At 59.0% G+C, this 25,856-nt stretch carries 27 protein-coding genes and 1 tRNA gene; 19 read left to right on the forward strand and 9 right to left on the reverse strand.

The window, feature by feature from the left end:
* The first annotated feature begins 63 nt into the window (after positions 1–63).
* Positions 64–648 (forward strand): nucleotidyltransferase family protein, encoded by a 585-nt coding sequence (locus ACRAWE_RS16510; protein WP_063919687.1) that lies wholly within the window; start codon positions 64–66, stop codon positions 646–648.
* A gap of 8 nt (positions 649–656) precedes the next feature.
* Positions 657–1,709 (forward strand): XdhC family protein, encoded by a 1,053-nt coding sequence (locus tag ACRAWE_RS16515; protein WP_063919688.1) that lies wholly within the window; start codon positions 657–659, stop codon positions 1,707–1,709.
* On the opposite strand, the gene ACRAWE_RS16520 is transcribed toward ACRAWE_RS16515, so the two are convergent.
* Both ACRAWE_RS16520 and fumA read right to left on the reverse strand, forming a co-directional pair.
* A complete protein-coding gene (locus ACRAWE_RS16520) occupies positions 1,633–2,499 on the reverse strand; it encodes a helix-turn-helix domain-containing protein (protein ID WP_019456084.1) in 867 nt (288 codons plus the stop codon). The two genes, ACRAWE_RS16515 and ACRAWE_RS16520, sit on opposite strands and share 77 nt — an antisense overlap.
* A 151-nt stretch (positions 2,500–2,650) precedes the next feature.
* A complete protein-coding gene (gene fumA, locus ACRAWE_RS16525; RefSeq protein ID WP_019456085.1) occupies positions 2,651–4,297 on the reverse strand; it encodes a class I fumarate hydratase FumA in 1,647 nt (548 codons plus the stop codon).
* Between the two features lie 349 nt (positions 4,298–4,646).
* On the opposite strand from fumA, the gene ACRAWE_RS16530 reads away from it, so the two are divergent.
* The 6 genes from ACRAWE_RS16530 to ruvX all read left to right on the forward strand — a co-directional run bounded on the left by ACRAWE_RS16530 (position 4,647) and on the right by ruvX (position 8,837).
* The gene (locus tag ACRAWE_RS16530; protein WP_004937462.1) at positions 4,647–5,159 is read left to right on the forward strand and encodes a SprT family zinc-dependent metalloprotease; all 513 of its coding nucleotides are present in this window, start codon (positions 4,647–4,649) and stop codon (positions 5,157–5,159) included.
* A 101-nt stretch (positions 5,160–5,260) separates the two neighbouring features.
* Positions 5,261–5,956: a deoxyribonuclease I gene (gene endA, locus ACRAWE_RS16535; protein ID WP_063919691.1), complete on the forward strand. Its 696-nt coding sequence runs from the start codon at positions 5,261–5,263 to the stop codon at positions 5,954–5,956.
* A 69-nt stretch (positions 5,957–6,025) separates the two neighbouring features.
* The gene (gene rsmE, locus ACRAWE_RS16540) at positions 6,026–6,757 is read left to right on the forward strand and encodes a 16S rRNA (uracil(1498)-N(3))-methyltransferase (RefSeq protein WP_019456087.1); all 732 of its coding nucleotides are present in this window, start codon (positions 6,026–6,028) and stop codon (positions 6,755–6,757) included.
* A 10-nt stretch (positions 6,758–6,767) separates the two neighbouring features.
* Positions 6,768–7,718 carry a glutathione synthase gene (gshB, locus tag ACRAWE_RS16545; protein WP_015379045.1) on the forward strand — a complete coding sequence of 317 codons (951 nt, stop codon included), beginning with the start codon at positions 6,768–6,770 and terminating at the stop codon, positions 7,716–7,718.
* Positions 7,719–7,851: 133 nt separating this feature from the next.
* Positions 7,852–8,415: a YqgE/AlgH family protein gene (locus tag ACRAWE_RS16550; protein WP_004937452.1), complete on the forward strand. Its 564-nt coding sequence runs from the start codon at positions 7,852–7,854 to the stop codon at positions 8,413–8,415.
* Positions 8,415–8,837 carry a Holliday junction resolvase RuvX gene (gene ruvX / locus ACRAWE_RS16555; RefSeq protein ID WP_019456088.1) on the forward strand — a complete coding sequence of 141 codons (423 nt, stop codon included), beginning with the start codon at positions 8,415–8,417 and terminating at the stop codon, positions 8,835–8,837. Before ACRAWE_RS16550 ends, ruvX begins: the two co-directional genes overlap by 1 nt.
* Here the strand turns inward: ruvX and ACRAWE_RS16560 are convergent.
* Complete coding sequence (locus tag ACRAWE_RS16560) at positions 8,834–9,856, reverse strand: type IV pilus twitching motility protein PilT (protein ID WP_063919692.1); 1,023 nt, start codon at positions 9,854–9,856, stop codon at positions 8,834–8,836. The genes ruvX and ACRAWE_RS16560 overlap by 4 nt on opposite strands.
* A gap of 20 nt (positions 9,857–9,876) precedes the next feature.
* Between ACRAWE_RS16560 and ACRAWE_RS16565 the strand changes: the two genes are divergently transcribed.
* The 6 genes from ACRAWE_RS16565 to hemW are packed head-to-tail and all read left to right on the forward strand — an operon-like array spanning position 9,877 to position 14,045.
* On the forward strand, positions 9,877–10,584 hold the full coding sequence (locus tag ACRAWE_RS16565; RefSeq protein WP_063919693.1) for a YggS family pyridoxal phosphate-dependent enzyme: 708 nt from the start codon (positions 9,877–9,879) through the stop codon (positions 10,582–10,584).
* 20 nt (positions 10,585–10,604) lie between these two features.
* Complete coding sequence (gene proC, locus ACRAWE_RS16570; protein ID WP_019456091.1) at positions 10,605–11,426, forward strand: pyrroline-5-carboxylate reductase; 822 nt, start codon at positions 10,605–10,607, stop codon at positions 11,424–11,426.
* Positions 11,427–11,457: 31 nt separating this feature from the next.
* On the forward strand, positions 11,458–12,012 hold the full coding sequence (locus ACRAWE_RS16575; protein ID WP_019456092.1) for a YggT family protein: 555 nt from the start codon (positions 11,458–11,460) through the stop codon (positions 12,010–12,012).
* Positions 12,009–12,299: a DUF167 family protein YggU gene (gene yggU / locus ACRAWE_RS16580; RefSeq protein ID WP_025160357.1), complete on the forward strand. Its 291-nt coding sequence runs from the start codon at positions 12,009–12,011 to the stop codon at positions 12,297–12,299. Before ACRAWE_RS16575 ends, yggU begins: the two co-directional genes overlap by 4 nt.
* 17 nt (positions 12,300–12,316) lie before the next feature.
* The gene (locus tag ACRAWE_RS16585) at positions 12,317–12,910 is read left to right on the forward strand and encodes an XTP/dITP diphosphatase (RefSeq protein ID WP_019456094.1); all 594 of its coding nucleotides are present in this window, start codon (positions 12,317–12,319) and stop codon (positions 12,908–12,910) included.
* The gene (hemW, locus tag ACRAWE_RS16590) at positions 12,903–14,045 is read left to right on the forward strand and encodes a radical SAM family heme chaperone HemW (RefSeq protein ID WP_033635947.1); all 1,143 of its coding nucleotides are present in this window, start codon (positions 12,903–12,905) and stop codon (positions 14,043–14,045) included. The genes ACRAWE_RS16585 and hemW overlap by 8 nt, the downstream gene beginning before the upstream one ends.
* A 37-nt stretch (positions 14,046–14,082) precedes the next feature.
* Here the strand turns inward: hemW and ACRAWE_RS16595 are convergent, their stop codons facing one another.
* The 5 genes from ACRAWE_RS16595 to trmB form a co-directional block, all read right to left on the reverse strand.
* The gene (locus tag ACRAWE_RS16595; protein WP_211129702.1) at positions 14,083–14,517 is read right to left on the reverse strand and encodes a DUF29 domain-containing protein; all 435 of its coding nucleotides are present in this window, start codon (positions 14,515–14,517) and stop codon (positions 14,083–14,085) included.
* Between the two features lie 100 nt (positions 14,518–14,617).
* Positions 14,618–15,340 (reverse strand): DUF2884 domain-containing protein, encoded by a 723-nt coding sequence (locus ACRAWE_RS16600; protein WP_060441034.1) that lies wholly within the window; start codon positions 15,338–15,340, stop codon positions 14,618–14,620.
* A 30-nt stretch (positions 15,341–15,370) separates the two neighbouring features.
* Complete coding sequence (gene glsB / locus ACRAWE_RS16605; protein WP_004937414.1) at positions 15,371–16,294, reverse strand: glutaminase B; 924 nt, start codon at positions 16,292–16,294, stop codon at positions 15,371–15,373.
* A gap of 95 nt (positions 16,295–16,389) precedes the next feature.
* The gene (locus ACRAWE_RS16610; RefSeq protein ID WP_019456098.1) at positions 16,390–16,716 is read right to left on the reverse strand and encodes a YggL family protein; all 327 of its coding nucleotides are present in this window, start codon (positions 16,714–16,716) and stop codon (positions 16,390–16,392) included.
* Positions 16,716–17,435, reverse strand: coding sequence for a tRNA (guanosine(46)-N7)-methyltransferase TrmB (trmB, locus tag ACRAWE_RS16615; RefSeq protein WP_432525631.1), 720 nt, complete (start codon positions 17,433–17,435; stop codon positions 16,716–16,718). The genes ACRAWE_RS16610 and trmB overlap by 1 nt, the downstream gene beginning before the upstream one ends.
* A 177-nt stretch (positions 17,436–17,612) precedes the next feature.
* Here trmB and mutY point away from each other — a divergent pair, with 177 nt between their 5' ends.
* From mutY to mltC, 3 genes are all read left to right on the forward strand, one after another.
* Entirely contained in the window at positions 17,613–18,713 is a 1,101-nt protein-coding gene (gene mutY / locus ACRAWE_RS16620) for an A/G-specific adenine glycosylase (protein WP_230329026.1), read from the forward strand.
* A complete protein-coding gene (locus ACRAWE_RS16625; RefSeq protein ID WP_428949478.1) occupies positions 18,710–18,982 on the forward strand; it encodes an oxidative damage protection protein in 273 nt (90 codons plus the stop codon). The genes mutY and ACRAWE_RS16625 overlap by 4 nt, the downstream gene beginning before the upstream one ends.
* Positions 18,983–19,045: 63 nt before the next feature.
* Positions 19,046–20,122: a membrane-bound lytic murein transglycosylase MltC gene (mltC, locus tag ACRAWE_RS16630; protein WP_198636826.1), complete on the forward strand. Its 1,077-nt coding sequence runs from the start codon at positions 19,046–19,048 to the stop codon at positions 20,120–20,122.
* A 50-nt stretch (positions 20,123–20,172) separates the two neighbouring features.
* On the opposite strand, the gene speF is transcribed toward mltC, so the two are convergent.
* Complete coding sequence (speF, locus tag ACRAWE_RS16635) at positions 20,173–22,338, reverse strand: ornithine decarboxylase SpeF (protein WP_154747826.1); 2,166 nt, start codon at positions 22,336–22,338, stop codon at positions 20,173–20,175.
* Between the two features lie 703 nt (positions 22,339–23,041).
* On the opposite strand from speF, the gene ACRAWE_RS16640 reads away from it, so the two are divergent.
* A tRNA-Phe gene (locus ACRAWE_RS16640) sits at positions 23,042–23,117 on the forward strand.
* Between the two features lie 1,426 nt (positions 23,118–24,543).
* Positions 24,544–25,839 carry a lysine N(6)-hydroxylase/L-ornithine N(5)-oxygenase family protein gene (locus ACRAWE_RS16645; protein WP_063918748.1) on the forward strand — a complete coding sequence of 432 codons (1,296 nt, stop codon included), beginning with the start codon at positions 24,544–24,546 and terminating at the stop codon, positions 25,837–25,839.
* The last annotated feature ends 17 nt before the right edge of the window (positions 25,840–25,856 follow it).

Raw genomic sequence — 25,856 nt, forward strand, 5'->3', positions numbered from 1 at the left:
CATTTGCAAAACACTTATGGTTTGTATGCTAATAAATAATTTGCGCAAATGCGGGCTTCAACCATGACTACGGGCATTGTCATTACCGCCGCCGGACGCGGGGAGCGATTTATTCAGGCCGGCGGCCAGGGCAATAAGTTAAACGCAGGATTTGCCGATGCGGCGGGCGAGCGGCGTTCGCTGTTCGAGCACACCCTATGCCAGGCGCTGGCTTCCGGCCTGCCGGTACAGGTTGTGACCCGGCCGGATAATCTGCCGGTACTGGCAGCCTGCGCCGCCAACCAGGTGCCGGTCACCCTGCTCGCCAGCGCGGGCCTCGGCGACTCGATCGCCGCGGGCGTTGCGGCCACGTCGCACTGGCAAGGCTGGTTGATCCACCTGGCGGATATGCCGTTCGTCAGCGCCGATGTCTTTCGACAGGTGGCGAACGCCTTACGGCAACACGCGATCGTGCGCCCCAGCTATGCGCAACAGCCCGGTCACCCGGTCGGCTTTTCCGCCCTATTGCGCAAACAACTTTGCCAATTGCACGGCGATAATGGCGCGCGTGGGCTGCTGCAAGGCGCAGCGGTACACCTGTTGCCGCTTGAGCACCCCGGCGTCGTGCAGGATATTGATCTTCCATCGCAACTCCCGGCCAGCGAGTAAATTCACCTATGCAACATCTTGATGTCACCGTGGTCAGCCAGGCGATAAGCTGGCTGCAACAACAGCCGGTCTGGCTATGCACCGTGCTCAGCACCTACGGCTCTTCGCCGCGGTCGCCGGGCGCGCTGATGGCGGCGACCCGTGACGGCCGCTACAGCGGCTCATTGTCGGGCGGGTGCGTGGAGGAAGACTTTCTGCGGCGCGTGGCCGCCGGGGAGTATCAGGCGGCCAGCCAGGTGATCCGTTACGGCGAAGGCGGCATGACGCCCAATGTAGCGCTGCCGTGCGGCGGCGTGTTGGACGTGCTGATCGAGTATCTGCCGGCGGGAGAAGCCAGCGTCGCTTACCTGCAGCGCATCGCCGGCGCGCTGGAAGGGCATCATGCGTTGCTCAAACGCCTGACGCTGCCCAACGCCTGCCATAGCCTTGAGCAGAGCCATTTCACCAGCGCCACTCAGGTTGAACGCCGGCTCGAGCAGATCACCCTGCATATCGCGGCCGCGCCGCGCCTGCTGATCGCCGGGCTGTCCAGCGTGGCGCTGTACTGCGCCGATTTCGCCGTAGCGCTGGGGTTTGAGGTGCTGGTGTGCGAGAACCGCCCTGAGGCGCTGGACAACTTCGCCGCCGAGCTGAAGCCCGGCGTGACGCTGCTGCGCCAGTTTCCGGCCAAGTTCATCGAGGAAGGCGGCTGCCATGCCAACACCGCCGTCGTGGCGCTGACCCACGATCCGCGGATGGACGACCTGACACTGATGGAAGCGATCCACACCCCGGCGTTTTACATCGGCGCCATGGGCTCGCTCAGAAACAGCGCGCGGCGGCGCCAGCGTTTGCAGCAGATCGCCGAGTTCACGCCGCAGGAGCTGGAACGCATCCATGCGCCGATCGGCCTGCCGCTCGGCAGCAAAACCCCGGCGGAAATCGCCCTGGCGGTGATGGCGGCTATCGTGCAGCAAAAAAACCGGCTGCCGGCCGCCGACGGGCTCAGTGCAGCGGCACCACCGGCACCAGATGCTGCAGCTCCAGGTGCAGCTCCTCTTTCCCGCTCAGCGAATAGCTGAACACCGTCATGTCCGGCCCGTCACCGCGGGCCAGCCCCATTTCGGGCAGCACCTGCGTGTAAATCTTAATGATGTGATCGTTGAGCGCCACCGGCTTGCCTGAATAGCGAAAACGGCAAAACTCGCCGTGGATCTCCGGCAGCGGCTCCAGCGCCACGCCTTCGCGCAGCGGATATTCCGTCTTCACGCCCAGGGTATAGTCGACTCTGACCCGCTCGCCGTCCGGCACCAGCTGGGTAAATGAATAGGTCTGCGTCGGGCGCTCGCCCAACAAGGTGTAGAACTGCGCCCGCAGCGCGCTGCGCAGCGGCAGGTGCGACTTATCCAGATTCTCGATATCCAGATGGTACGCGTAATGCTTGCCGTGAAACGCGTATTGTCCTCTGGCGATGCTGACGCGTTCGACCTGAATATCGCCGGGCTGGCTGGCCGCCAGCGAACGCACCAGGTTGCTGAAGTCCTGTTTGCGGGCATGGCGATACACGCTGGGCGATTCGGCGAAGTGTTTCTTGAAACAGCGCGAGAACGTCTGCTGATTATCGAATTGATATTCTACCGAAATATCGAGGATGCTCTTCTGCGTGAAACGCAAGGCGAAAGCGGCGAGATAGAGGCGGCGAGCGCGAATGTAAGAGGCTAACGACAATCCGGTCTGCTTCTTGAACATGCGCTGCAGGTACCATTTCGTATAGCCTGACTTGGCGGAAACGATATCCAACGACAGCGGATTGGTCAGGTTATCTTCAATCCAGACCAGCAGTTCCCTGATATGATTTTCCTGCGTTCCCATGTGATTGCTGAAACCTTCTGTTGCCGATATTCCATTAGTCGAATTTTAGTGCTATCCGCGTAGGGTATACAGGTTAAAACTCGGCGTCCAGCAAGCTACAGGACTTTACACAATCCCCCTTCGCCGCCCGCTGGCGGCGAAGGGGCAACGCTTATTTCAGACAGCTGGAGCATTGACCGGCCTGGATCTTCTGGAAGAAGTCATTGCCTTTGTCATCCACCAGGATAAACGCCGGGAAATCTTCCACTTCGATTTTCCAGATCGCTTCCATACCCAGCTCAGGATACTCCACGCACTCCAGGCTCTTGATGCTCTGCTGCGCCAGCACCGCCGCCGGGCCGCCGATGCTGCCGAGGTAGAAACCGCCGTGCTTGTGGCAGGCATCCGTCACCTGCTGGCTGCGGTTGCCTTTCGCCAGCATGATCATGCTGCCGCCGTGGGATTGCAGCAGATCGACATAGGAATCCATACGCCCGGCGGTGGTTGGCCCCAACGAACCGGACGCATAGCCTTCCGGCGTTTTGGCCGGGCCGGCGTAATAGATCGGGTGATCCTTGACGTACTGCGGCAGGCCTTCACCGCGATCCAGACGCTCTTTCAGCTTGGCGTGCGCGATATCGCGACCGACGATGATGGTGCCGCTCAGCGACAGACGGGTGGAAACCGGGTACTGCGACAGCTGTTTGAGGATCTCGGCCATCGGGCGGTTGAGATCGACCTTGATCGCCTCGCCCTCCCCGGCCTGGCGCAGCTCCTGAGGAATGAATTTACCCGGATTGTGCTCCAGTTTTTCCAGCCAGATACCGTCGCGGTTGATCTTGCCTTTGATGTTTCGGTCCGCCGAGCAGGAGACACCCATGCCGACCGGGCAGGACGCGCCGTGGCGCGGCAGGCGCACTACGCGGATATCGTGCGCGAAGTATTTACCGCCGAACTGTGCGCCCAGCCCCAGATTCTGCGCTTCTTGCAGCAGTTCCGCTTCGAGTTCCAGATCGCGGAACGCCTGGCCATGCTCGTTGCCTTCGGTCGGCAGACCGTCGTAATACTTGGTCGAGGCCAGCTTGACGGTTTTCAGCGTCGCTTCTGCCGAGGTGCCGCCGATGACGAACGCCACGTGATACGGCGGGCAAGCCGCAGTGCCCAGCGTGCGCATCTTGTCGACCAGATAGTTTTTCAGTTTGCCCGGCGACAGCAGCGCCTTGGTTTCCTGATACAGATAGGTTTTGTTGGCGGAGCCGCCGCCCTTGGCGATGCACAGGAACTTGTACTCTTCGCCGTCCACGCTGTAGAGATCGATCTGCGCCGGCAGGTTGCTGCCGGTATTGACCTCTTTGTACATATCCAGCGCGGCGTTCTGCGAATAGCGCAGGTTTTCTTCGATGTAGGTGTTATATACCCCGCGCGACAGGGCAGCTTCATCGCCGCCGCCAGTCCAGACGCGTTGGCCTTTCTTGCCCACGATGATCGCCGTGCCGGTGTCCTGGCAGGTCGGTAAAATACCCTTGGCGGCGATTTCTGAGTTACGCAGAAATTGCAGCGCAACGTACTTGTCGTTTTCGCTGGCGTCCGGATCTTTGAGGATATCGGCCACCTGCTGTTGGTGCGCCGGGCGCAGCATGAACGACGCGTCGTGGAACGCGTGCTGGGCAAGCAGGGTTAACGCTTCAGGGGCAACTTTCAGAATTTCCTGGCCTTCAAATTCGCTCACGGAAACGTGGTCGCGGCTCAGCAGGTAGTATTCGGTATCGTCTTTCTTCAGCGGGAACGGATCTTGATAGTGGAACGGTTTATTCGACATTGATCTCTCACTTGCAACATCAGCTGCGTTAAATTCACACTTGCGGCGCACGGCTCGGCGCCTTGTCAAAAAACTGCCTCCACCTTACGTATTTTTAATCAGTCAGTTATTGCGCCAAATCGCAAAATAACCGCTCTTTGCGTAAGGGATTACCACAGGCGGCGTTTCAACCTTGCTCGGTGAGAACTGCGGGTACAGGCTCATCATGCACGCTTTATTATCCCGCAGTTAACACATTGATTACAATCCATCGGCAGCGATCGTCTTATCAATGTGGTGAAAAAGCGCCGGATGCGGATTTGCGACGGGCATATTGTCAGCCGCCCCGCCATTGCTTAAGCTAGCCGCAATGAACAAACCAAGAATCCCCATCGCGCTGCAACAAGCGGTGATGCGCTGCCTGCGAGAAAAGCTGCAGTTGGCCCGCCAGCATTTTGCCGTCGAATTCCCCGAACCCAGCATCGTCTATCAGCAACGCGGCACCAGCGCGGGCACCGCCTGGCTGCAAAGTTGGGAAATCCGCCTGAATCCGGTGCTGCTGCTGGAAAACCAACAGCCGTTTATCGATGAAGTGGTGCCGCACGAGCTGGCGCACCTGCTGGTGTTTCGCCAATTCGGCCGGGTGGCGCCGCACGGCCGCGAATGGCGCTGGATGATGGAAAGCGTGTTGTTGACGCCCGCCAGCCGCACTCACCGTTTCGAAACCGCCTCGGTGCAAAGCAAAACCTTCCCCTACCGCTGCGGCTGCGGGCAGCACCAGCTCACCATCCGCCGCCATAACCGCGTGCTGCGCGGCGAAAGCGAATACCGCTGCCGCCGCTGCGGTGAGAAACTGAAATTTCTCGCCAGCGAGAACCTTTAGCTAAACGATTTATACGTTAAAACAAGCAAATATCGCCATTTGCCACTGCCGGCAAGTTCCGCTACCCTGCCTGCTTTTCCAATTTTGAGCTGTTTTGGAATATGCTTCGCAGAATTTTGTTTATGGCGGTTTTCACCGCAGGCGCCGCACAGGCGCACGGCATCAATAACTTCTCTCAGGCCAAAGCGGCGGCGGCCAAGATTAACCAGGATGCGCCAGGCAGTTTTTACTGCGGCTGCCGTATCGACTGGCAAGGTAAAAAAGGCATCCCGGATCTCGCCGGCTGTGGCTATCAGGTGCGTAAAAACGCCCAGCGCGCACAGCGCATCGAATGGGAACACGTGGTGCCGGCCTGGCAGTTCGGCCACCAGTTGCAGTGCTGGCAAGACGGCGGGCGCAAGAACTGCAACAAAGACGCCACCTATCGCCAAATAGAAACCGATCTGCACAACCTGCAGCCGGCGATCGGCGAAGTGAACGGCGACCGCAACAACTTCATGTACAGCCAATGGAACGGCGGCGAAGGCCAGTACGGACAGTGTCCGATGAAAGTGGACTTCAAGAATAAACAGGCGGAACCGCCTGCCCGCGCCCGCGGTGCCATCGCCCGCACCTACTTCTACATGCGCGATCGCTACCAGCTGCGGCTATCGCGCCAGCAAACCCAGCTGTTCGAGGTGTGGAACCGGCAATATCCGGTGAGCCAATGGGAATGTCAGCGCGAAGCACGTATCGCCAAGGTGCAGGGCAACCACAACCCCTATATTCAACAGGCTTGTCAGCAGCGGAAAAGCTAACCTACTATAGCCGTTATCTTTCATGGTGCCGCCAACCTGCGGCACCGTTTCGTCAGGATCAGACTACCCATGCGCATACCCCGCATTTACCATCCGCAACCGCTGACCGACCAGGCGGAGATCGCCCTCAGCGAGGACGCAGCCAACCATGTCGGGCGCGTGCTGCGCATGAGCGCCGGCCAGGCGCTGCAGCTGTTCGACGGCAGCAACCAGGTGTTCGACGCCGAGATAGTTCGGGTGGACAAGAAGAGCGTGCTGGTGCGCCTCGGCGACGGCCGCGTAGATGACATCGAATCGCCGCTCAACCTGCATCTGGGCCAGGTGATCTCGCGCGGCGAGAAGATGGAGTTCACCATCCAGAAATCCATCGAGCTGGGCGTCAACGTCATCACCCCGCTGTTTTCCGAGCGCTGCGGCGTCAAACTGGACGGCGAGCGTCTGGCGAAGAAAATCCAGCAATGGCAAAAGATCGCCATCGCCGCCTGCGAACAGTGCGGCCGCAACCGCATTCCGGAAATCCGCGAGGCGATGTCGCTGGAGGCCTGGTGCGCCGAGCAGGACGGCAGCCTGAAGCTCAACCTGCACCCGCGCGCCAGCCACAGCATCAACACGTTGCCGCAGCCGGTGGATCGCGTTCGCCTGCTGATCGGCCCGGAAGGCGGTTTGTCCGCTGACGAAATCGCCATGACCACCGACCACGGATTTACTGATATTCTGCTGGGACCACGCGTTCTGCGTACCGAAACCACAGCGCTCACCGCCATTACCGCTCTGCAGGTCCGCTTCGGCGACCTGGGTTAAAGGAGAAAAGATGATTAAGCTCGGCATCGTGATGGACCCAATCGATTCCATCAACATCAAGAAAGACACCAGCTTCGCCATGCTGCTCGAAGCGCAGCGCCGCGGTTACGAATTGCACTACATGGAGATGAACGATCTCTATCTGCATGCCGGTGACGGGCGCGCCCGCACCCGCCTGCTGAGCGTGAAGGAAGACAAGGAGAGCTGGTTCAGCTTCGGCGCCGAGCAGGATCTGGCGCTGCACGAGCTGGACGTGATCCTGATGCGCAAGGATCCGCCGTTCGATACCGAATACATCTACGCGACCTACATTCTGGAACGCGCCGAGGTTAAAGGCACGCTGGTGGTCAACAAGCCGCAAAGCCTGCGCGATTGCAACGAGAAGCTGTTCACCGCCTGGTTCCCGGAGCTGACGCCGGATACGCTGGTCAGCCGCAGCGCCGCGCACATCCGCAAATTCCACCAGCAGCACGGCGACATCATCCTGAAGCCGCTGGACGGCATGGGCGGCGCGTCGATCTTCCGCGTGAAGCAGGACGATCCTAACCTGTCGGTGATCATCGAAACCCTGACCGAACACGGCAGCCGTTTCTGCATGGCGCAGAACTTCCTGCCGGCGATCAAGGACGGTGACAAGCGCATCCTGGTCGTCGACGGCGAGCCGGTGCCTTACTGCCTGGCGCGCATTCCGGCGCAGGGCGAGACCCGCGGCAACCTGGCGGCCGGCGGCCGTGGCGAAGCGCGCCCGCTGAGCGAGAGCGACTGGAAAATCGCCCGCACCGTCGCCCCGACGCTGAAAGAGAAAGGGCTGATCTTCGTCGGCCTGGACGTGATCGGCGACCGCCTGACTGAAATCAACGTCACCAGCCCGACCTGCGCGCGCGAGATCGAAGCGGCATTCCCGATTTCGATTACCGGCATGTTGATGGACGCCATTGAAAAGCGCCTGGCGGCGAAGTAATGCGCAATGCGGGCGGCATGCCGCCCGCTGTTCTGCATCGCGCCCGCCAAAGCGCGCCTTGAAAGGCGGCGGGTATAGCCGCATACTGGCGGCTGTTTATTTTCTCACCCATTGATTACCTTATACTAACGCCATGAATTTACAGCACCATTTTCTGATCGCCATGCCAACCTTGCAGGATCCTCGCTTCAAACGCTCGGTGATTTATATCTGCGAGCACAATGAAGAAGGCGCCATGGGTTTGGTGATCAATAAACCGGTGGAGCAATTCACGGTAGCCACGGTGCTGAGCAAGCTGAAGATCATGCCGCCTGCGCGCGATCCGGCCATCAGCCTGGACAAACCGGTGTTCGCCGGCGGCCCCCTGGCGGACGATCGTGGGTTTATCCTGCATACGCCGCGCCACGGCTTCGGTGCCAGCATTCAAATTTCTCCCAACACCATGATCACCACCTCGAAAGACGTGCTGGAGACGCTCGGCACCCCGGAACAACCGGACGACGTGCTGGTGGCGCTGGGCTATGCAGGTTGGGAAAAGGGCCAGCTGGAGCAAGAGGTGTTGGAAAACGCCTGGCTGACCATCGAAGCCAACACCGACATTCTGTTCCGCACGCCGATCGCCAGCCGCTGGCGCGAGGCGGGGAACCTTCTGGGCATCGATATTCGCAGCATCGCCAACCACGCAGGACACGCCTGATGAGCAACCGCACCATTATCGCCTTCGACTTCGGCACCAAAAGCATCGGCGCGGCCATCGGCCAGGAGCTGACCGGCAGCGCTCGCGCACTGGCGGCGTTCAAAGCGCAGGACGGTTCGCCGGACTGGCTGAAAATTGAAAAACTGCTGAAGGAGTGGCAGCCGGATCTGGTGGTGGTCGGCCTGCCGCTGAACATGGACGGCACCGAACAGCCCGTTACCGCCCAGGCGCGCAAATTCGCCAATCGCCTGCACGGCCGTTTCGGCATCCAGATCGAGCTGCAAGACGAGCGCCTGAGCACCGTAGAAGCGCGCGCCAACCTGTTCGATCGCGGCGGCTTCCGCGCACTCGATAAAGGCAGCGTGGACTCCGCCTCCGCGGTGGTGATCCTCGAAAGCTGGTTCGAACGGCAGCTGGGCTAAAAGCCCGCCCTCTCCCCCGCGTTATCCCCCAGCAAACCGACGTCGATCCGCTGCTGCAAACCTTGCTCAAAGGTTTGCATGCCGGACTGCGCGCCGGTTTGCAACACGCTCGCCAGCTGATGCGTTTTCCCTTCGCGGATCAGGCTGCTGACCGCCGCCGTCGCCGTCAGCACTTCGAAGATCGCCACTCGCCCGCCGCCGGGCCGTCTCATCAGCTTTTGCGCGATCACCGCCTGCAGGCTGCCCGCCAGTTGGGCGCGCACATAGGGTTTCTCGTCCGCCGGAAACACGTCCACCAGCCGCTCCACCGCCTGCGGCGCGCTGCGGGTGTGCAGCGTCGCCAGCACCAGGTGGCCGGTCTCCGCCGCGGTGAGCGCCAGCCGGATAGTGGCGACATCACGCAGCTCGCCCAGCAGGATCACGTCGGGATCTTCGCGCAGCGCGGCGCGTAACGCCGCATCGAAGCTGTGGCTGTCGCGGCCGATCTCTCGCTGCTGGATCAGCGATCGTCGGCTGCGGTGCAGGAATTCGATCGGATCTTCCAGCGTCAGAATGTGCCGCTGCTGATGCCGGTTGATCTCGTCGATCATCGCCGCCAGCGTGGTGGATTTACCGCTGCCCGTGGCGCCGCTGATCAGGATCAAGCCGTCGTCGCGCTGCAGCAGCGCCGGGACGATGGCCGGCGCCGCCAGCTCGGCAAGCGAGGGCGACTGCCCGGCGATGTGCCGCAACGCGAGAGACATCCCCGCGCTTTGTTGAAAAACATTGGCGCGCAGCCGCTCCCCGCCCGGCCGGTGCAACGCCAGATCGATCTGCCCCAACCGCTGCAGGCTCTCGCGCTGCTGCGCATTCAGCAATTCGTCGCAGAGGGTCTGCACGCCTTGCGCCGTCAGCGTTGGCGCCGCCGCCAGCGGCTGCAGTTCACCGTCGATGCGCAACATCGGCGGATGACCGGCACAAAGGTGCAGATCGGAAGCATTATGCTTTACACTAAGGGCCACGAATTCATCGATATCCATATCACTCTCCCGGGTCAATAATGAGCACTATCCAACAGAACCTGCAGGATGTCAGAAACCGCATCGCGGCCGCCGCGCAAAACTGCGCGCGGGCGCCAGAAGAAGTTGCCCTGCTTGCCGTCAGCAAAACCAAACCTGTGGCGGCGATCGCAGAAGCCATCGCCGCCGGCCAGCGCGCCTTCGGCGAGAACTACGTGCAGGAAGGGGTAGACAAGATCCGGTATTTCGCCGAATCGCCGCAGGGCGGCGAGCTGGTGTGGCACTTTATCGGCCCGCTGCAATCCAATAAGAGTCGGCTGGTGGCGGAACACTTCGCCTGGTGCCATACCGTGGATCGGCTGCGCATCGCCCAGCGCCTGAGCGATCAGCGCCCGGCCGACATGCCGCCGCTCAACGTGCTGATTCAAATCAACATCAGCGACGAGCAAAGCAAATCCGGCATCGCGCTGGCCGAACTGCCGGCGCTGGCCGAGGCGATCGCCGCGCTGCCGAACCTGGCGCTGCGCGGCCTGATGGCCATCCCGGCACCGGAAGCAGATTATCAGCGGCAGCTGGCGGTATTCAGCCGGATGAACGACGCATTTCTCGCCCTGCGTCAGCGTTATCCGCAGGTCGATACGCTGTCGATGGGCATGACGGACGACATGGCGGCGGCGATCGCCGCCGGCAGCACCCTGGTGCGCATCGGCACCGCAATTTTTGGCGCCCGCGACTACTCGCAGGCCTGACAAAACAGACGAGGGATTTGATGCAACATCGCAAGATTACCTTTATCGGCGCCGGCAACATGGCGCGTGCAATCATCGCCGGCCTGGTGGCGGGCGGCTATCCGGCCAAATCCATCAGCGTCTGCGCCCCTTCGCCGAAAAACCGTGACGCGCTGGCGGCGGACTACGGCATCGTCAGCAGCGGCGACAACATCGCCTGCGCGCGCGAGGCCGACGTGGTGGTGCTGGCGGTCAAACCGCAGATGATGGCCGACGTGTGCCAACCGCTGCGCGAGCAGGTCGATTTCAGCGGCAAACTGGTGCTGTCGATCGCCGCCGGCATTCAGGTCAGCCGGTTCTATCAGCTGCTGGGCGACAAGCTGGACATCGTGCGCATCATGCCCAACACCCCGTCGCTGGTCGGCAAAGGTATGAGCGGGCTGTACGCGCCAGCGCAGGTCAGCCAGCAGGATCGCGATTACACCGGCGATTTAATGGCGTCGGTCGGTAAAGTTTGCTGGGTAGATGACGAAAATGGCATCAACGGTGTGATCGCCGCCGCGGGCAGCGCCCCGGCTTATTTCTTCCTGTTTATGGAAGCGATGCAAAAAGAAGCCGAGCGCATGGGCTTCGATAGCCAGACCGCGCGCGATCTGGTGCAGCAGGCCGCTTCCGGCGCCGCCGCGCTGGTTGAAGCCAACCCGGATACGCCGCTGGGCACGCTGCGCGAGCAGGTGACCTCCAAAGGCGGCACCACCGCCGAAGCGCTGCGGGTGTTCAACGAACGCCAGCTGCCGGAAACCGTGGCGCAAGCGATGCAGGCCGCCGTTTCCCGTGCGCAAGAGATGGAAAAATTATTTTAAATAACCACGAGTTAAGGAGAAGGACCACTTCATGCTAACGCTGACTTTCCTGGTCAAGACCGTTGTTGATCTGTACGTGATGGTGCTGTTGCTGCGCATTTGGATGCAGTGGGCACGCACCGATTTTTACAACCCGTTCTCGCAGTTTGTGGTGAAGATCACCCAGCCGGTGGTCGGCCCGCTGCGCCGCATCCTCCCGTCGCTGGGGCCTATCGACAGCGCTTCGCTGTTGCTGGCATTCCTGCTGATGACCATCAAGTACCCGCTGCTGCTGCTGATCCAGGACGGCGCGATATCGCTCAGCCCCTATAACCTGCTGTTCGGCCTGATCTCGCTGGTGAAGTCCGTCGGCTACCTGATCTTCTGGGTGATGATCATTCGCGCGCTGATGAGCTGGGTAAGCCAGGGCCGCAGCCCGATCGACTACGTGATGTACCAGTTGACCGAACCCTTGATGGCGCCGATCCGCCGCATCATCCCGGCGATGGGCGGCATCGACTTTTCCGCCATGGTGGTGATCCTGATCCTCTATCTGCTCAACTACCTGGGCATGGATCTGTTCCCCCAACTTTGGTTCCTGCTGTGAGTGCAGTCACTTCGGTGCTGGACGGGCTGGCGATCAGGCTATATATTCAGCCGAAAGCCAGCCGCGACCAAATTATCGGCTTGCATGGCGACGAACTGAAAGTCGCCATCACCGCCCCGCCGGTCGACGGCCAAGCCAACGCCCATCTGATCAAGTTTATCGCCAAGCAGTTCAAAGTGGCGAAAAGCAACGTCACCATCGAGAAAGGCGAACTGGGGCGGCATAAACAGTTACGCATCGTGAATCCGCAACAGCTCCCCGCCGTGGTCGCGGCGCTCATCGAATAATTTTCAAGGTAGTCATTATGCAAAAAGTCGTTCTTGCCACCGGTAATCCGGGCAAAGTGCGCGAACTCGCCGACCTGTTGGCCGATTTCGGCCTGGACGTGGTCGCGCAAACCGATCTGGGCGTGGAATCTGCCGAAGAGACCGGCCTGACGTTTATCGAAAACGCCATTCTGAAAGCGCGCCATGCGGCACAGGTCACCGGCCTGCCGGCGATCGCCGACGACTCCGGCCTGGCGGTCGACGCGCTGGGCGGCGCGCCGGGCATCTACTCCGCACGCTACGCCGGTGAAGACGCCGACGATCGGCAGAACCTCGACAAGCTGCTGGCGGCGCTGAAAGACGTGGCGCCAGGCCAGCGCGGCGCGCAATTCCACTGCGTGCTGGTCTATCTGCGCCACGCGCAAGACCCGACGCCGCTGGTGTTCCACGGCAGCTGGGCCGGCGAGATCGCCGAGCAGGCAGCCGGTGAAGGCGGCTTCGGTTACGATCCTGTCTTCTACGTGCCGGAACTGGGCCGCACCGCCGCCGAGCTGAGCCGCGACGAAAAGCGGGCGATTTCTCACCGCGGCAAGGCGCTGAAGCTGATGTTGGAAACCCTGCGCAATGCTTAAGCTGCCCCCGCTGAGTCTCTATATCCACATCCCGTGGTGCGTGCAGAAATGCCCGTACTGCGATTTCAACTCCCATGCGCTGAAGGGTGACGTGCCGCATCAGGAGTATGTCGATCATCTGTTGGCGGATCTGGATGCCGATCTGCCGCTGGCCGGCGGCCGGGAGATAAGCACCATATTTATCGGCGGCGGCACCCCCAGCCTGCTGAGCGCCGAGGCGATGCAAGCCTTGCTGGACGGCGTGCGGGCGCGCATTCGCGTCGCCGACGACGCCGAGATCACCATGGAAGCCAACCCCGGCACCGTGGAGGCCGATCGCTTCAGCGGCTACCAGCGCGCCGGCGTCAACCGCATCTCCATCGGGGTGCAGAGCTTCAGCGCCGAGAAGCTGACCCGCCTGGGGCGCATCCACGGCCCGGAAGAGGCCAAGCGCGCGGCGACTCTGGCGACCGGCCTCGGCCTGCGCAGCTTCAACCTCGATCTGATGCACGGCCTGCCGGACCAGTCGCTGGAAGAGGCGCTGGACGATCTGCGCCAGGCTATCGCCCTCAACCCGCCGCACCTGTCGTGGTATCAGCTTACCATCGAGCCGAACACCCTGTTCAGTTCACGCCCGCCGGTTTTGCCGGACGACGATGCGCTGTGGGACATCTTCGAACGTGGTCACCAGCTGTTGAGCGCCGCCGGCTATCAGCAGTACGAAACCTCGGCCTACGCCAAGCCGGGCTACCAATGCCAACACAATCTCAATTACTGGCGCTTCGGCGACTATCTGGGGATCGGCTGCGGCGCGCACGGCAAGGTGACCTTCAGCGACGGCCGCATCCTGCGCACCGCCAAGACCAAACACCCGCGCGGCTTCATGCGTGGCGACTACATGGACAAGCAGCATGAGGTGGCGGCGGCGGATCGGCCGTTCGAGTTCTTCATGAACCGCTTCCGCTTGCTGGAAGCCGCACCGCGCGCCGACTTCGTCAACTACACCGGGCTGGCGGAAAGCGTCATTCGCCCGCAATTGGACGAGGCATTGGCCAAAGGCTATCTGGAAGAAACCGCAGAGCACTGGCAGATCACCGAGAAGGGCAAACTGTTCCTCAACTCGCTGCTGGAGCTGTTCCTGGCGGACGACGAGTAAAAAAAAAGCGCTGAATAATCAGCGCTTTTTATTGGTGTTAATCCGGGTAAAACGTCTGAGACAGAATCTGCTGAGTTTCCCAGATGCCGTTTTCCGGATAGACATCCAGCCCAGTTTCGGCCGTAGCGAGCGCAACGGCCTTCGACCAGACGACATCCAGCCAATCAGCATCGCCCAGTTTACCTTTTAGGCTAGGCGACTCTTTCAAGCTGTAAAGCACCTCTTTACGCTGCGCTTTAATCGTTCTCTCCCAGCTGGTTCCGCGCCTGGCCAGCTGATATTTCCATTTAAGCAAATGTGCAATCAGCACCGTCATCCGGCTAGCAAGTTCCCTTTGCTCGCTCTTCCCCACGTCCTCAATCTCCTCGGCGATCTTTTCAATATCGATCTCAGACAATTTTCCGGAGCGCAAAAGAGCGGCCTGTTCATTTGCCCAGGCAACAACATCGGTTTCGTAGCGTGTATGGCTCATAGCGTCCTCCGTCAACATCCATAAATCTGTACGTAGTTTAACCAGTCTGTCAGATAAGCTTCAGAAGGTCAAAAAACAGACTACCGAGAAGGTTCTTAAATCATTTCAACGCCTTCAGCAGATCCTTGCGCTGAGTTTCCAGTGCGGTGACGCGGTTGCACACATCGTGGCCGAAGTTCTGGAAGTCCTGCTCCTGGTTGTTCCACTCGTTCTGGATCGCCTTCTGCAAGCCACCCAGGTTGCCCATGATCGCCTGCAGCGGGTTGCCGCCGCTGTTGGCAGCCTGTTTGACGCCCATCTCGTTCAGGCTGTCCTGCAGCACGCCGCCCATGCTCTGCTGCACGATGTTGCGGCCGTCCTGTTCCACCTGGTCGATCGCCTTGTGGTGGAAGGTCAGGCCGTCGCTGCGGTGCTCGATGATACGGTTCATTTGCTGTTTCAGCTGGCCATTCAGGGTGGTCAGGCGGTTGCGCACGTTGCTGTTGCTGCCCAGCTCTTTGACAATCACCTTATCCAGCGCCGAGCGGGCTTTCTCCAGGTGTTTCTGCGCGCCGTCGTCGATCCACGGCAGCTGCTTGCGCAGCGCGCTCTGGTAACTGAAGGCTTTCTGCCGCTGGCTGTCGTTCAGGCTCAGCGCCTGGCCGTTGCGGATCACGTCGCCGTCCGGCGAGATTTGCAGGTCGCCGCTGGCGCCTTTCACCTGCACGCTTTGCGGGCTGATGATCACATCGTCCTGGGGTTTAACGCTGCATTGGTACTCGGCGTGGGCCTGCGCGGCAGTCGCCGCCAGCAGCAGTAAGGCTAACCCGGTTTTCTTCAACATAGCTTCTCCTGACTCCCATCCAGATTGGGATTAAAAAATCGAACGACCGATACGTTGAGACAACAGTTCCAGCGCCGCAGTTCCCGCCAACGAGTTGCCGGATGCATCCAGCTCCGGCGACCAGACGACGATCGACAGCTCATCCGGCACGATGGCCACGATGCCGCCGCCCACGCCGGACTTGCCAGGCATCCCCACCCGATAGGCGAATTCGCCGGCGCCGTCGTACATGCCGCTGGTCATCATCAGGGCGTTGATCTGCCGGGCCTGCAGCGGGCTGATCACCGCCTCGCCGCTGAGATCGCGGCCGTGGTTAGCCAGATAGACGAAGCTGCGCGCCAGTTCCACGCAGCTCATGCGCAGCGCGCAGTAGTGGAAATAGGTTTGCAGCACGGTGATCACGTCGTTTTCGAAGTTGCCGAACGACTTCATCAGATAGGCGATGGCCGCATTGCGATCGGAGTGTTCGAACTCGGAGCGCGCCACCCGCAGGTCATAGGCCAGATCGTCTTCGCCGGCCAACTGACGCACCACCTCCAGCATGCGCTGTTTGGGGGCGCTGAGCCGGGTTTGCAGCATGTCGCACACCACCAGCGCACCGGGGTTGATAAACGGATTGCGCGGTTTGCCCTGCTCCATCTCCAGCTGCAGCAGCGAGTTGAACGGCAGGCCGGAAGGCTCTTTGCCCACGCGCCGCCAGATCTCAGGCTCCTGATAGCGCGTCAGCGCCAGCGTCAGGCTCAGCACTTTAGAGATCGACTGGATAGAGAAGCGCTCCGCGGCGTCGCCGGCCTGGAACAGTTCACCGTCCACCGTGCAAACGGCGATCGCCAACCGGTCGGCGGGCACTTCTGCCAACGCAGGGATGTAGTCGGCCACTTTCCCCTGGCCAATCAGCGGGCGCACCTGTTGCAGGATCTCCTCCAGCAACGCGTTATCCAATGTTGTTACCACCTCGGTCACACTCCGGGCAAAACAAAGGCGCCGTTAAGGCACCTTAGATCAATAAAACGGCGCGGCGCGAAGCCGCGCTCATCGGGCAAGCGCGATCAATCCCACCAGATATCGAACAGATCGCTGACCTTAACGTCGGTCAGTTTGCGCGCTTCCAGCCAGTTTTTCACCAGTTCGCGCTGCTCGTCGGTGCAGTGGCCGATCTTCTGCAGGCAGATCAGACCTTCCCACTGCAGGTAGCCGCTGCCGTCAAACGCCAGACCGTTCGGCTCGATCACTTCATCGATGAAGGTATCCAGCGTGCTGTCGATGTCTTCCACCGACGTGCCTTCGGCGAAGCGCCAGGCTACGGAGAAACCCAGCTCCTGAAACTCTTCAATGTGCAATTTTTTACGTAAACGACGACTGCGGTTCTTAGCCATTATTCTTTCCTCTCAAACATCAAGTCCCAAACGCCATGTCCCAGGCGCTGGCCGCGTAATTCAAATTTCGTCAGCGGGCGTGAATCCGGACGCGGCACGTAATCATCATCGCTGGAAAGATTACGATAGCCTGCAACCCCGTTCATAACCTCTAACATATGTTCCGCATAAGGTTGCCAATCGGTGGCCATGTGGAAGACGCCGCCGGTCTTCAGTTTGCGCAGTACCAGTTCGACAAACGGCGTTTGCACGATGCGGCGCTTGTTGTGGCGCGCCTTGTGCCACGGATCGGGGAAGAACAGCTGCACCATGTCCAGCGAGCCGTCCGGGATCATGTTTTCCAGCACTTCAACCGCGTCGTGACACATCACGCGCAGGTTGCTCAGCTCCGCCTCGTGGGCGTCGGCCAGGCAGGCGCCCACGCCCGGCGAGTGCACCTCAATCCCTAAAAAGTTCTGCTGCGGGTTGTTGCCCGCCATGGTCACCAGCGAGGCGCCCATGCCAAAACCGATCTCCAGCACCGTCGGCGCTTCGCGGCCAAACAGTGCGGCGAGATCGACAGCTTCAGCCTGATACTCCACGCCCATCACCGGCCAATAGTTCTCCAGCGCGTGCTGCTGGCCTTTGGTCAGCCGCCCCTGGCGGCGGACAAAACTGCGGATACGGCGCATCGCGCGGCCGTTCTCATCAAATTCCGGGGAGATGACGTCATTAATCATAGTGCTTTCTGTCTGTTTGGCTGCCAATTAGGGAAACGCGCATTATGCAAAGATACATTGGTTTAGCAAGTGTTCATCTTCTGTACCCGCCGTGCGGCGTCGGAAAGTTCCGGTTTACAGCATCATGACTCTATGCTGCAATCTCGCTTCATTTTCTGCCGGATAACGACTCTGCTCATGATGCAAGCACAACAATTCGCACAGGTGGTGCTTGACTGGTACCAGCGCTACGGCCGCAAAACCCTGCCGTGGCAGCTGGAGAAAACCGCCTATCAAGTATGGCTATCCGAGGTGATGTTGCAACAGACTCAGGTTGCCACCGTCATTCCTTATTTTCAGCGCTTTATGGCTCGTTTTCCCAACGTGCGTGCGCTGGCGGAAGCCCCGCTGGACGAAGTGTTGCATCTATGGACCGGTCTCGGCTATTACGCCCGCGCCCGCAACCTGCACAAGGCGGCGCAGACCATTGTCTCACAGCACGGCGGCGAGTTCCCGACAACCTTCGAAGAAATCGCCGATTTGCCGGGCGTCGGCCGCTCCACCGCCGGCGCGGTGCTGTCGTTGGCGCTGGGCCAACACTATCCGATCCTCGACGGCAACGTGAAGCGCGTGCTGGCCCGCTGCTACGCGGTAGAAGGCTGGCCGGGCAAGAAAGAGGTCGAAAACCGGCTGTGGAAAATCAGCGAAGAGGTCACCCCGGCACAGGGCGTCGGCCAGTTCAACCAGGCGATGATGGATCTGGGCGCCATGGTCTGCACCCGCTCCAAACCCAAGTGTGAACTCTGCCCGCTCAACGTCGGCTGCCTGTCTTACGCCAATCACAGCTGGGCCAACTACCCCGGCAAGAAACCCAAGCAGACCCTACCGGAAAAAACCGCTTATTTCTTGTTGCTGCAGCACGGCGACCGCGTGTGGCTGGAACAACGCCCGGCGGTGGGCCTGTGGGGCGGCCTGTTCTGCTTCCCGCAGTTCAGCGCGCGCGTGGATTTGGAACTCTGGCTGCAGCAGCGCGGTCTGAAAGGCAAGCGCCTCGAGCAGTTGACCGCGTTTCGCCACACGTTCAGCCATTTCCATCTCGATATCGTGCCGATGTGGCTGTCGCTCGATGCGGCGGGCAGCGGCATGGATGAGGGCGCAGGTCTCTGGTATAACTTAGCGCAGCCGCCATCGGTCGGGCTGGCAGCGCCGGTGGATCGCCTGTTGCAACAGCTGGCGAAGCAGCCCCCGATCCAACAAAACTTATATGGCGATAGCGCCATCGATGAGGAATTAGCATGAGCCGCACCATTTTTTGTACTTTCCTGCAGCGCGACACCGAAGGCCAGGATTTCCAGCTTTATCCGGGCGACGTCGGCAAACGCATCTACAACGAGATCTCCAAGGAGGCCTGGGGCGAGTGGATGAAGAAGCAGACCATGCTGATCAACGAGAAGAAGCTGAACATGATGAACGTGGACGACCGCAAGCTGCTGGAAGAGGAAATGATCAAGTTCCTGTTCGAAGGACACGACGTGCACATCGAAGGCTATACGCCGCCGAGCGAATAACGCTGTTGGGGCCAGGCGCTGGCCCGCTTCAATCCTCTTATACTTCTTCCAAACGGCTTTAAGATGAAGAAAATTTTAGCTTTGCTCGTAATAGCGCCTTTGCTGATCTCCTGTTCCGGCAAAAAAAGTGAAGAAATCAACGAAGCCTGGATCAAAGATACCAACGGCTTCGACATTCTGATGGGCCAATTCGCCCACAACATCGAGAACATCTGGGGTCTGAACGAAGTTCTGATCGCCGGGCCAAAAGACTACGTCAAGTACACCGACCAATACCAAACCCGCAGCCACATCAACTTCGACACCGGCGCCATTACCGTCGAGACCATCGCCACCACCGATCCGGCCGCGCATCTGCGCCAGGCGATCATCAGCACGCTGCTGATGGGTGACGATCCGGGCTCCATCGATCTCTATTCCGACGCCAACGATATCCAGATCAGCAAAGAGCCGTTCCTGTATGGCCAGGTGCTGGATAACAAAGGCGCGCCGATCCGCTGGGAATGGCGCGCGGCGCACTTCGCCGATTATCTGCTGCAGACCAAGCTGCAAAAACGCACCTCCGGCCTGCACGTGATCTACTCGGTCACCATCCAGCTGGTACCTAACCACCTGGACAAACGTGCGCACAAATACCTGCCGATGGTGCGCAAGGCGTCGGAAAAATACGGCGTGGACGAGTCACTGATTCTGGCGATCATGCAGACCGAATCGAGCTTCAACCCGTATGCGGTGAGCGGTTCTGACGCACTAGGCCTGATGCAGGTCATGCAGCATAGCGCCGGCAAGGACGTCTTCCAGATGCGCGGCAAGTGGGGCGTGCCGAGCCGCAGCTACCTGTTCGATCCGGAGAACAACATCGACACCGGCACCGCCTATCTGGCAATCCTGCAGAACAACTACCTGGGCGGCATTCAGAACCCGACCTCGCGCCGCTATGCGGTGATCACCGCCTACAACGGCGGCGCAGGCAGCGTGCTGCGGGTGTTCTCCAGCGACAGAACGCGCGCGGTGGGCATCATCAACGGCATGCAGCCGGGCGACGTGTACCAAACGCTGACCACCAAACACCCGGCCGCCGAGTCGCGCCGCTATCTGGTGAAAGTGAATACCGCACAGAAGAGCTACCGCAGAAAGTAACGCTTCCCGCGTGGATAAATGAGAAGGGCCGGTGCGAACCGGCCCTTTTTTTACTGCTTGATCATATAGCCGAAGATGCGCTTCCAGCCGTGATCTTTCTTCTCGATGTAGACCCCCTGCAGCTCCGGCGAGAAGCCCGGCAGGCGGTTGATGCCCTCCTCCAGCGCCAGGAAGTAGCGCTGCACCGCCCCGCCCCACACTTCACCCGGCACCACGCACAGCACGCCCGGCGGATACGGCAAGGCCCCTTCCGCCGCGATGCGCCCTGCAGCCTGGCCGATCGGCACCAGCTCGACGTTGTCGCGGATAAACTCCACGTTGGCGTCCTGCGGGTTCATCACCACCGGCGGGAAATGATCCTGACGGAACATCTCTTTTTGCAGCTGTTTGACGTCAAAGCTGACGTACAGATCGTGCATCTCCTGACACAGCCGGCGAATGCTGTAGCCGCGATAACGCTGCTCGTTCTTGCGGTACACCGTCGGCAGCACCACGCTCAGCGGCGCATCTTCTTCAACATAGCGTTCGAACTGCGCCAGCATCTCCACCAGTTGCTCCATCTTGGCCGGGTTCTCCGCCGGGGTCAGCAGGAACAGGATCGAATTGAGATCGCACTTCTCCGGCACGATGCCGTTCTCGCGCAGGAAGTTGGCCAGAATGGTGGCCGGCACGCCGAACGCGGTGTATTGGCCGGTCGCGGCGTCAATACCCGGCGTAGTCAGCAGCAGCTTGCACGGATCGACCAAATACTGATCCTGGGCATAGCCTTCAAAGCCGTGCCACGTTTCCCCCGGCACAAAGGTGAAGAAACGCGCGTCGTTGGCGATCAGATCGGTATCGTGATCCTGCCAATCTTTGCCCGCCACCTGCTGCGGAATAAACGGTTTCAGTTGGGAACAGCGCTTGAGCAGCTGTTTGCGCGTCTCGATGCCCAGCTTGACGCAGTCCATCCACATGCGGCGCCCGGCGGGGCCGGCGTGCATCTTGGCGTTGACGTCCAGCGCGGCGAACAGCGGATAGAACGGACTGGTCGACGCATGCAGCATAAACGCATTGTTCAGATGCTTATGGTTGCAGTGGCGCTTTTGCCCTTTGATATGGTCGTCTTTCTTATGGATCTGCGACGTCTGCGAGAACCCCGCCTGCTGCTTATGCACCGACTGAGTGACGAAGATGCCCGGATCGTGCTCGTCCAGCTCCAGCAGCAGCGGCGAGCACTCTTTCAGCATCGGAATAAAACCCTCGTAGCCCACCCAGGCGGAGTCGAACAGAATGTAATCGCACAGGTGGCCGATGGTGTCGATCACCTGGCGAGCGTTGTAAATCGTGCCGTCGTAGGTGCCGAGCTGAATGATAGCCAGCCGGAACGGCCGCGCTGCCGCAGCCTTCTCCGGCGCTACTTCGCGGATCTGCTCGCGCAGGTAACGTTCGTCGAAGCAGTGCGCATCGATGCCGCCGATAAAGCCGAACGGGTTGCGGGCGGTTTCCAGATAGACCGGCGTAGCACCGGCCTGGATCAGCGCCCCGTGGTGGTTGGATTTGTGGTTGTTGCGATCGAACAGCACCAGATCGCCGCGGGTCAGCAGCGCGTTGGTCACCACCTTGTTGGCCGCCGAGGTACCGTTGAGCACGAAGTAGGTTTTATCGGCGTTGAACACCCGCGCCGCGTGCTTCTGCGCATCTTTGGCCGAGCCTTCATGGATCAGCAGATCGCCCAGCTTGACGTCAGCGTTGCACATGTCGGAACGGAAAAGGGTTTCACCGTAGAAATCGAAAAACTGCCGGCCGGCCGGGTGCTTGCGGAAAAACTCGCCGCCCTGGTGCCCCGGGCATGCAAAGGTAGAATTTTCCATCTCGACGTAGGTCTTCAGCGTTTTGAAGAACGGCGGCAGCAGCGCCTGCTCATAGGCATCGGCTGCGGCCTCCAGCTGCGCCATGTAGAACGGCTTGCTGGCGCCGGCCAGCAGCGCGAACACCCCACTGACGAACGGCAGATAGTCCGGGGAAAGATGCTCGTCCCCTTCCACCGCCACGAAGGTCGGAATGTCGAACCCCGTCGCCTGCAAGCGCGCCAGAATGCCGGCGTTCACGTCGGCGACCGACACCACCACCGCCGCCACGTCGGTGTAGTCCGTCTGCTCTACGCGCACGATCTGGCGCAGCGTCTCAATGGTGGCGACCAGGCTGGCGCTGGTCGCGATTTTCAATTCTTTCATCATGCTGACTCTCAAACGGTGAAGGATGAGGGTGTGCCACCGGCACGGTAATGAGATAACGCGGTTATCCCGGCAAAAGCGATGCCCGGGCACGGCAGCATAAGCGACGTGCGTGACCGCCTCATGATCGGGGATCGTGACGGTTATCGGAGGAACTGATCTGGGCAGCGTCCGACAGGCATCAGTAAAATCAGGGCCGCAGCGCTGGCTTTACGCATGCCTAACAGCGAGCATCAGGCGGGCTTACCGCATGGCCGGCAGGCGTATTCGGACGGATGACGTACGGAGGAAGCAGCGACGGAACGGTGGCGGCGTCAGATGTCTGGAGCACGAAAGCGTTTGAGCGACAAAACCAGTCATGCCAATAACCCTCTGACTTATAAGAAGCGTGAACACCGTCAGGGAACGGAGAGTGCTAAAATTTGCGCAATGATTGCATGATTCGCTGCGGGGTTCAAGCAAGAGTCATCTTGATTGAGCGTCCGTTGATTAAACCTTAATACGCTGTTATTTAAATAGAATTATATATAAACCCATTTCCTTTACGGTATAAATACACGTTTTATATGCATATTTATTGGATGACAATCGCCGCCTGCCTCACCCCACACCTGGCTCGCTGCCTGAAAATAGAGCAACCGATCGGCTTTGTGACAGAAAGCGATTGACGCCATCCGGCCAATACGGTTTAATGCGCCCCGTTGCCCGGATAGCTCAGTCGGTAGAGCAGGGGATTGAAAATCCCCGTGTCCTTGGTTCGATTCCGAGTCCGGGCACCATATTTAGAGAACCCAGCCTATGGCTGGGTTTTTGCTTTTCAGAGACAGGACTCTCCATCGAACTGCGTTCGATTATTCGGCCAAAGGCCTCACCCTGCGGGCCAGCGCTGAAGCGCTGTTCAACACGGCACCAGCGCCGGTTGTCCGAGTCCGGTCGCCCTATTCAGAAGAACCCGCCTATGGCGGGTTTTTCGCTTTTTGGGTTCGCGCTACCCGACCGTACAGGTTCTGATTAATAATAATGCTATCTGAATTATTAAAAATATTACTCAGCTAATAAATCTCTCGCAAAAATTCCGTTCCTCCCGTGCATATCCATTAGCCAAAAAGTGAATGCCCTCCTCATTACACGCGGAAGGTGTATTGATCATGCTCAGTCAAATGAGTAGTAGAGGAAAGAGAGGCAGAACAGCAAACGGCGTTATTTACGAATAGGCCGTAGTTTTAATAAAAAATAAAGCTAAATATATTGCCTTACACAGAGTAATAATGCATGTCTACCCATTACCCTGGCCCGACAGTTTTTCACTCTGGCTAAAGAGTAGAAATGCACTGAGTTAACCGGACTCTCCTCTTGGTTGCCCTGCGGGTTAAGTGCCAGTCACGATGGCCAAACGGATTGTCGGATAGAACTCGCTAGCCTGGTTGCCGTACCAGAATCTTTCGCAGCCGGCTCGAGCAATCACCCTCCCCTGGCAATCGTTGCCCTCATTAGTTAAACAAAAGGTAAACCCAAGAGTTAACGCGAACAATCCATGCCCACGGGTTTATGCAACGGGTGGGTAAAATCTTACTGTTTAGCGCGGTAATAAGGAAAAACCAGGGGAAAAATGCCAGGCTCGACTCCGGTTAACTGGCGCGCCACGCCCCAGCGGAACAAAATCAACCCATTGAATTTATTTAAAAAACAGAAATAAAAACCAATCGATTTTATAATTTCACTTCTGATTTCATATTTTCAAAAAGCACCCGGCTTCTAATATCACGTTATTTCACCTTCCCAGTGCCTATTTTAAGGCTATCCTAAGCAACAAATACCTGATCTCAGAAATGCCAGACGAACGCAGGCTGGCGCATACAGCAGAAAAACAGATGGGTACCCGAACGGTTGACCTCTTCCCCAAGGTTACTGTTTTCATGACGTGATGAATCAGGTTTATCAGATTCTTACTTAAGAATATTAATTAAATACACACGCAAGCTTTCATAGGGATTTTCATGGAAAGAAAACACCCGTAGCCTTTACCTTATGCGCTACCGAATTTTAAACGGACATTTAAAAATACGACATTTTTAACCCGTGCAATTTTTAATCACATTTAATTCGTGAAGTTTACTTATAAGAAAAAGACAGCCTGGTTGCTATGAGCCACCCCATCTGCAGCCGTATTTCTGGGTATTATTCTCATTATACTGGAGCTTATTAATGAATCAGCGTTTGGATATCATCGGTATTGGCCTTGGCCCGTCGAATCTTAGCCTGGCGGCCTTAGGGAGTGAAATAGAGGGATTTACGGGGCAATTCCTTGAACGCAAACCTCATTTCTCTTGGCATCCAGGGATGATCCTGGCGGATTGCAGCATGCAGACCAACTTTTTAAAAGATTTGGTGAGCGCAGTTGCCCCAACCAACCCCTATAGTTTTCTCAACTATCTGGTAAAAAACAGAAAGTTCTACCGATTCCTGACAACGGAACAGCGCACCGCGTCGCGTGAAGAATTCGCCGATTACCTCACCTGGGCCGCGAGCGGAATGGGATCGTTGGCGTTCAATCAAGACGTTCAGCGGGTCGAGTTTGACGATCGGGAGCGCCAATTCGTGGTCACGACCTCAAATGCAGTATTCCACGCCAGACACGTAAGCATAGGTATTGGTAAGAAAATAAAGTTGCCGGACTGCGTGACGGCGCAAAACGATCGCTGTTTCCATGCCAGCGAAATGATGCTGCGCAACCCCAACCTGGCAGGCAAACGCGTGGCGATCGTCGGCGGTGGCCAGAGCGGCGCGGATCTGTTCCTGAATATTTTTAAAGGGGAATGGGGGCAGCCGGAACAACTCGACTGGATATCACGGCGCAATAATTACAACGCGCTTGATGAAGCGGCCTTTGCCAACGAATATTTCACGCCTGATTACGTCGAGAGCTTTTACTCGCTCGATAGCGCGGCCAAGCGGCATATGCTGGCCGAGCAGAAGATGACCTCAGACGGCATCACCAGCGAATCGCTGCTGGCCATTTATCGCGCCATGTACCACCGCTTCGATGTATTGCGCGAGAAATTATGGGTGCGCCTGCTGCCCAGCCGTTCGCTAACGGCCTTGAAGCACACGCTGGATAACGCCTACCAACTCGAAACGCACCATCATCTCGATCATGGCCAGGAAGCCTTCAAGGCGGACGTGGTGATCTTTGCTACCGGTTATCAATCGGCGACGCCAGAGTTCCTTGAACCTTTAGCCCACCGTTTATTGACCACTGCCGACGGCGAATACCGCATAGCCCCTGATTTTACCTTTGAGTGGGAAGGCCCTGCGGAGAACTGTTTATTCGCCATGAACGCCAGTATGCATAATCACGGCATTGCCGATCCTCAGTTGAGCCTGATGGCGTGGCGATCGGCTCGCATTCTTAATCGGGCGTTAGATCACCAGCCATTTGATCTGGGAACCACGCCGACCGCCATGCAATGGCGCAGTGAAAGCGTGTTACCCGCGCTTTAAGTCTTAATCATTGTCAC

This window comes from Serratia sp. BFP-2025, from assembly GCF_050880365.1.
GTDB lineage: Bacteria > Pseudomonadota > Gammaproteobacteria > Enterobacterales > Enterobacteriaceae > Serratia > Serratia surfactantfaciens.